Origin of the sequence: Nostoc sp. 'Peltigera membranacea cyanobiont' 213, assembly GCF_002245975.1 — a bacterium.
In the GTDB taxonomy this organism is placed as follows: Bacteria; Cyanobacteriota; Cyanobacteriia; order Cyanobacteriales; family Nostocaceae; genus Nostoc.
This window is the reverse complement of the sequence record NZ_NOLI01000228.1, coordinates 1-6,936: the sequence shown is the minus strand read 5'-3', so window position 1 is coordinate 6,936 and position 6,936 is coordinate 1. Positions and strand designations below refer to the sequence as shown.

The 6,936-nt window shown below is 41.6% G+C and carries 4 protein-coding genes; 3 read left to right on the top strand and 1 reads right to left on the bottom strand.

All coding sequences use genetic code 11. The features are described 5' to 3' along the window. The first annotated feature begins 144 nt into the window (after window positions 1-144). The 3 genes from CDG77_RS32630 to CDG77_RS32620 all read left to right on the top strand — a co-directional run bounded on the left by CDG77_RS32630 (window position 145) and on the right by CDG77_RS32620 (window position 5,061). Window positions 145-1,128, top strand: a complete 984-nt coding sequence (locus tag CDG77_RS32630; RefSeq protein ID WP_094333342.1) for a vitamin K epoxide reductase family protein — start codon at window positions 145-147, stop codon at window positions 1,126-1,128. Between the two features lie 740 nt (window positions 1,129-1,868). Then, on the top strand, window positions 1,869-4,073 hold the full coding sequence (locus tag CDG77_RS32625; protein ID WP_094333341.1) for a CHASE2 domain-containing protein: 2,205 nt from the start codon (window positions 1,869-1,871) through the stop codon (window positions 4,071-4,073). An 805-nt stretch (window positions 4,074-4,878) separates the two neighbouring features. Then, window positions 4,879-5,061 carry a hypothetical protein gene (locus CDG77_RS32620; protein ID WP_094333340.1) on the top strand — a complete coding sequence of 61 codons (183 nt, stop codon included), beginning with the start codon at window positions 4,879-4,881 and terminating at the stop codon, window positions 5,059-5,061. A 166-nt stretch (window positions 5,062-5,227) separates the two neighbouring features. Here CDG77_RS32620 and nadB read toward each other — a convergent pair whose 3' ends face one another. Beyond that, window positions 5,228-6,904, bottom strand: coding sequence for an L-aspartate oxidase (nadB, locus tag CDG77_RS32615; protein WP_094333343.1), 1,677 nt, complete (start codon window positions 6,902-6,904; stop codon window positions 5,228-5,230). Window positions 6,905-6,936 lie beyond the last annotated feature (32 nt).

Genomic DNA, 6,936 nt, shown 5'->3' with positions numbered 1-6,936 from the left:
TCCCAATACTTTGACAACGCTCAGTACAAGTTCCCAATGCCCAATGCCTAATGCTCAATTCCCAATTTCCAATTCCCAATTCCCAATTCCCAATGCCCAATGCCCAATGCCCAATGCCCAATGCCCATTAACCAATAACAGTTTATGATTCGCCGCCGTTCTACTCCTTGGATTCATAAATGGTCACGTCCATTGATTGCCGCGATCGCTGGATGTGGTGCTTTGATCACAGGTTATCTCACCATAGAAAAGTTAACAGGAGGCAGTGCAGCTTGTGTAGCAGAGGCTGGTGCTAAGGGCTGTAATGATGTGCTTTCTAGTCCTTGGGCAACAGTTCTTGGTCAGCCATTAGCTTTGTTTGGGTTGTTGGCATACATCAGTATGGCGATCTTGGCTTTAGCTCCCTTGGTATTTAACTCAGGGGAAAACAATAGCCGCAAACAATTAGAAAATTTGACGTGGTGGTTGCTGCTAGTGGGTGCGATCGCTATGTCCGTCTTTAGCGGCTACTTAATGTACGTGTTAGCATCTCAAATCAAAGCTATTTGTCCTTACTGTATCGGTTCAGCTTTGTTCTCTGTGAGTCTTTTGGTACTAACGATTATGGGTCGCACTTGGGAGGATATTGGACAAATCTTATTTACTGCCATAATTGTGGGGATGGTAACGCTGATTGGCACTTTAGGCGTTTATGCTGGCGTGAATCAATCAAATGTTACACCTGGAACTCCTGGACAACCCGTTAAAATTACCTTTAATTCCAAAGGAGACCCTAACCCAGCCTTCGGTTGGGAAGTTACTACTACTTCTGGTGAGGCAGAAATAGCCTTAGCAAGCCATCTAGCAAAAATAGGCGCGAAGGAATATAGTGCTTACTGGTGTCCTCACTGCCACGAACAAAAGATGCTTTTTGGTAAAGAAGCCGAGGAAATAATCAACAAAGATGTTAAGGTAGAGTGCGCTCCCGAAGGACTCAATGCTCAAACTGAACTATGTAAGTCCGCAAAAATTGAAGGCTTCCCCACTTGGATCGTTAATGGTAAAAGCTATAGTGGAGTCCAAAATTTAGAGGAACTAGCAAAAGTTTCTGGTTACACAGGGTCTCGGAACTTCAAGTATTTCAAGTAGTTACTTACCTTCAAGAAGTCTCAGCTATGGTCTACACTGAGCTAGCGATAAGATGTAGCTCACATCCCAGATCAAGAGTCTTGAGTACAGTCAACTGCATGAATACAGCAAAGTCTGTTTCCAGTTGGCTTTTTTGTTTTTGGTAATAGATAATAGGTGTTGTCCAATACCCAATAACCAATTCTCTTACCAATTCTCTTGTGGCTTTTATCCGCAAACACCTAAGAGGATGTTTGAAAAGTCCACTTATTGGTATCAAAAGTTTTAGATCCCCCTAAATCCCCCTTTTTAAGGGGGACTTTGATTCCGGTTCCCCCTTTTTTAAGGGGGGTTAGGGGGGATCAACAAGTGCCTAAAATCACAGCCAAAGACTTTTCAAACAACCTCTAAAGCTCAAGGAAATTAATCAAGATTTATACTTAATTTGTGCCGATAGCCAAAAAAGTCCCAGTTGCCGTTTTGTAAGATAATTAGCCTGAATATATGGCGATACATTCACAAGCATAGGACTCATATCTGATTTTTGAACAATATTTCAGATGAAACCCTTATAAAAGGGGCTTTCCAGTCTCAGGATGTTTTCAGAAATCAAATCGGAATCTTATACCAGATGTCTTTGAGAACCTTGCTGAGTTGAAAAAACTCTTAGAAACTCTATCGATCTCTCCTTTGAGCTATGTTAGTCCGATAGTTAATATCTATAGGAAATAGAGAATATTTCTCCCCACTAGGTAATGGGAATGAATCAGCAGCTAGACAAGCGTTTTGTAAAGTTAATCTTTAGACTCAAACAATCGCTTAGTCGAGGACACAGAGAATTGATTACTGCCGTCAGCGTAGCAGTCTGCGTTCTGCTTTTGCACTCCATCGGATTATTGCAATCTTTGGAGTTGGCAGCTTTGGATCAATTTTTTCGCTTACGTCCAAATGAACCGCCAGAAGAGCGGATTACGATTGTAGTGATTGATGAATCCTATTTAAACGAAATACGTTCGTGGCCGATTCCAGATACGAAGATTGCCCAGTTGTTGCAAAAATTAAATGTTCACAAACCCCTTGCCGTTGGCTTAGATATCTACAGAAATTTGCCAGTAGAGCCAGGGAACCAAGAACTGCGTAATGTTTATCAGTCAATGACCAACTTAATTGGTATTGAGCTATTGACAAATGACAAAAACAAAAACATTAGTGTTTTGCCTCCACAGGGACTGAATCAGAATCAAGTGGGCTTTAATAACCTGCTGTACGATCTTGATGGTAAAGTACGTCGCAGTTTATTGTATTGGTACGTTGATAATCAGCCACACGAAAGTTTTGCTTTGAAGTTGGCTTTATTGTATTTAAAGTCAAAGGGAATTACCCCCACCAAAGCAAAAAACAACCCTGAGTATTTGCAATTAGGTAAAGCAGCATTTACTCGTTTTGAGGCTAATGATGGTGCTTATGTGGGAGCCGACGACAGAGGCTACCAACTTTTGACCAATTTTCCCAAACCCAAATGTCAAGGTTCATCTAAAGTATTGTGTAATTTTCGCCAGGTATCGATGAGAGATGTACTGGCAGATAAAGTTAAAGAAAACTTAATCAAAGATCGGATCGTACTCATTGGCTCCACCGCACCCAGTCTCCAAGATTTTGTATTCATTCCCTATTCCAGTAGTCTAATGGGTACGGCAAAGCCTGTACCTGGTATTCAACTGCAAGCTTATTTTATTAGTGAGTTAATCTCAGCAGCTCTTGGTGGACGGCCCTTACTCAAGGTCTGGCCTGACTTAGTAGAAGATTTGTGGATTTTTGTCTGGTCTTATCTAGGAGCCGTGACTACATGGCGGATACTACACGCAACGAGAGGTCTGCTCAGTATCTTAGTTTCTTGTTTTGTATTGACCCTGAGTGCATACCTTGCTTTTTTGTATGGTTGGTGGATACCGCTCATTCCCTCACTTTTTAGCTTTGGCAGTTCAGCTATATGGATGACCAGTCATATTGCCCACATGCAGGAAGAGTGGAAACGTTCCAAAGAATTTTTGTATCACGTCATTAACACGATTCCCGATCCAATTTTTGTGAAAAATGAGCAACACCAGTGGATTGTTTTAAATGAGGCGTATTGTCGATTTATCGGTTATCCGAATAAGTTGTTAATTGAAAAGTCAGACTATGACTTTTTCCCTAAACATGAGGCTGATGTGTTTCGACAACAGGACAATCTTGTATTTCGGACTCAAAAACCCCAGGAACATGAAGAAGAATTTACAAATGCAGATGGACAGACTCATCAAATTGCCACTAAGCGATCGCTCCATAAAGACTCAGCTGGCAATTTCTTTTTAGTTGGGGTTATCCGAGATATTACTCAGCGCAAGCTTATGGAGGAACAACTTAAGCGGACTGCTGCTGAACTATTCCGATCTAACAATGAATTAAAACTCAAAGAAGACCACTTGCGTTATTTGGCGTATCACGACCCCTTGACCGGTTTATCCAATCGCAAATTTTTTGCCGAACAACTTTATGAGTCGTTAAATTGGGCGCAACACAATAACCTCTTGCTGGGACTGCTGTTTATCGATCTAGATGGCTTTAAGCAAGTCAATGATACTCTGGGGCACGAGACGGGCGATCGCTTGCTAATGACTATCGCTGAAAGACTGAGCAACTCTTTACGCGCTAGTGATACAGTTTCTCGTTTGGGCGGCGATGAATTTACTATAATTTTACGGGCAATTCCTAACGTTCAAATAGCGGCTAAGGTCGCCGAAAAAATCTTAAGCAGTATTACTAAGCCAATTGTTTTGGACGGCTATGCAATCCGAATCTCTGCCAGTATTGGCATTAGTGTCTACCCATACAACAGTCAAGACAGTGAAACTTTGATGAAGCAAGCAGATGCAGCAATGTATCGGGCAAAGCATCTGGGTAAAAATCGATACGAGTTTGCTTAATTAGTCAAGGGTCAAGTCTCCAGATTTTTATTTTTTTAGTAAAAATTTTTACCTTATAATTCGGAATTTGGATTTTAAACACATGCAAGGTACGGCCTTGAAAAAGCATTGTGTATATGTCTAGAGATGGTTTTTTAGTCAAGATATAGAGTTAGCAAGGCTTTTTGACCTGATAACCAAAACTAATAATATAGGTAAGCAAGAAATTAGTTCCTAGAAGTAATTAGGAAACAAACATCTTTGCATAATTATTTTTACCATCAAAATCATACTTATACTTAATAGTGCTATTACGGTCTTTTGTATTCCTATACTTTTTTAAACCCTTGCAATATAACAATTATATTATTCTGTCTTTATATCTCTTGACTTTGATAAAAACTTAACTATACAAGAGATTAAGTATTATTTTAGATTTGACCAACTCGCTATTCAGCAGGCATAGTGTTTATACTTAAAAGCATTAAGATATTATTAATAAATAGTGAAGTAGATAAAAAGCTTACAGTGATTCATCAACATATCTAACTTTAGACTGATGTAAAAACGGTTCATTAAGAATATTTCTTAAGTATAGGAATTATTTAATACCAGCAAATTAAAATTTGTGTCCAAGTGAATACCACGATTAGTTGTAAACCACTAGCAATAATTTAATAAAGTTAAAATACTTTTCTCATCAATATAAGTAAATACACGTTAAAAAATAAAATCACCTTTAAAAGTAAAAACTAGTAAAATTACTGAGTCTATGAAAACTAACTTCCGAATCACAAAAATCATGATACTATGTATAAGCGCTTACATGCTAATACCAAAAATTGCCGCTTACACGGGTATATCTAGTACTGCAAGTGCTAATACTGGTGGTGCTACTAGCAACAATACTTCAATCACCCATCAAGTCAGTTCTCAAAATTTAAAAGACACATATATCCCACCAAATTATGGTGGCCCTGACAGTCAGCATGGTAGCGGCACTCGCTGATGACCATTTTTGATTTTAAATTTTAGATTGTGGTAAAGTAGCGCGTTCGTGTAGATCGTGTCTTAGACACCACATCTTTTGCTTGGAGATATGCCATCGCTCTTGGGAGGGCATCTATAGTCTTTAAGTGAGTCTCTTGCCTTGGAAAATGCCAAGGGTAATTTATTCAAGATAATAGTGAAGATTTCCACCAATGATGTGTTTGTACAAGGGTATGAACTTGCCAATTTGGGTCTGGTTGCGAATAGTCTAAACGGTAGTGTCCACCTCGGCTTTCGGTTCTAAAAGCAGCACTTTTGAGAATTAAATTAGCCACATCTAATAAATTGCGGGTTTCTGCCCAAAGTCGTAATTGCCGTTCAACATCTGGTAGGTCAAAATTCGCTGGTTCTGCTGGACGTAAAGCAACCAAGAATTGACTTAAAGGCAAGGCAGCAAAATCTTCCTGCCAAGATTCGACAGTGGCGATCGCAGTTTCCAACTTTGATTGCTCCCGACAAATACCAGCATTTTCCCACACCAGACGCGGTAACTTCTCTCTGAGTGCTTCTAGCTGTGCTTGCTGGATGTTTCCCTCGCTAGCATCAACACTAAATTTACGTGATGGTAACACTGGTATTTCTGAGGGCAACCCAATATTTTCTAGCTCAATTTGGCTCATTTGGGCCCCGAACACAATACACTCCAGCAGAGAATTACTGGCAAGACGATTTGCCCCATGTACTCCAGTACTAGCAGTTTCACCCACTGCATACAAACTTTTAATATTTGTGCGATTCATTAGATCCGCGACAATCCCACCCATCCAGTAATGAGCAGCAGGCGCTACAGGAATTGGTTCGTGGAAAACATCAACTCCCCAATGCTGACAGACTTTGATGATGTTGGGAAAGCGGTGACGAATCTTGTCCGCAGGGATCGGGCGCATATCCAACCACACATGGGCAGTCGCCAAATCAACTGCGGTACGTTGTAAATGGCTAAAAATTGCTCTACTGACTACATCTCTGGGTGCGAGTTCACCCGCAGGATGGTAGTCAAAAGCAAAACGCCGCCCTTCGTTATCAACAAGGTGTGCGCCCTCGCCGCGGACAGCTTCGCTAATCAGAAAGCGATCGGCACCAGGTTTAGTCAAGGCTGTGGGATGAAATTGGACAAATTCCAAATCGCGGAGGATGACCCCAGCCCGATATGCGATCGCCACTCCATCACCCGTACTCACCGCCGGGTTAGTGGTTTGGGCAAATACCTGACCGCCGCCACCAGTTGCCAATATCACAGCACTAGCCCTTACCCATGTGATTTTACCTTCATAAAACAGGCTTATTCCCTGACAGCGATCGGTTTCAGGTTCAATCCACAAACTTAAAGCTAAAGCTTGCTGAATGACTTGGATATTCGGGCGACGTAATACTTGGGTGGTGAGGGTGGTGGTAACTTCCCTCCCTGTGGTATCCGCAGCATGGAGAACGCGGTTGCGAGAATGGGCGGCTTCTAAAGTTAAAGCCAAGGCTTGGCCATGACGGTCAAAAGCAACCCCCAAGTTAACTAGGGATTGAATGCAGTTAGGGGCAAGTTGGGCGAGAAATTCTACAGCATTGCGATCGCACAAACCTGCACCTGCCAGGATCGTATCTTCAATGTGTAGCTTAGGAGAATCTTCTGGGGAAACGGCTGCGGCAATACCACCTTGCGCCCAATCACTGGCAGACAAAGCAACAGTTTCTTTGGTAATCAAACCGACTCGCAAAGACTCTGGTAGACACAGCGCCGTGTATAGTCCAGCAGCACCAGCGCCGACTACTAAGACATCAAATTGGCTAGGAATATCTATCTGAGACAAGGTAATGAAGGAGGGGGGAAGAGGGAGCAGGG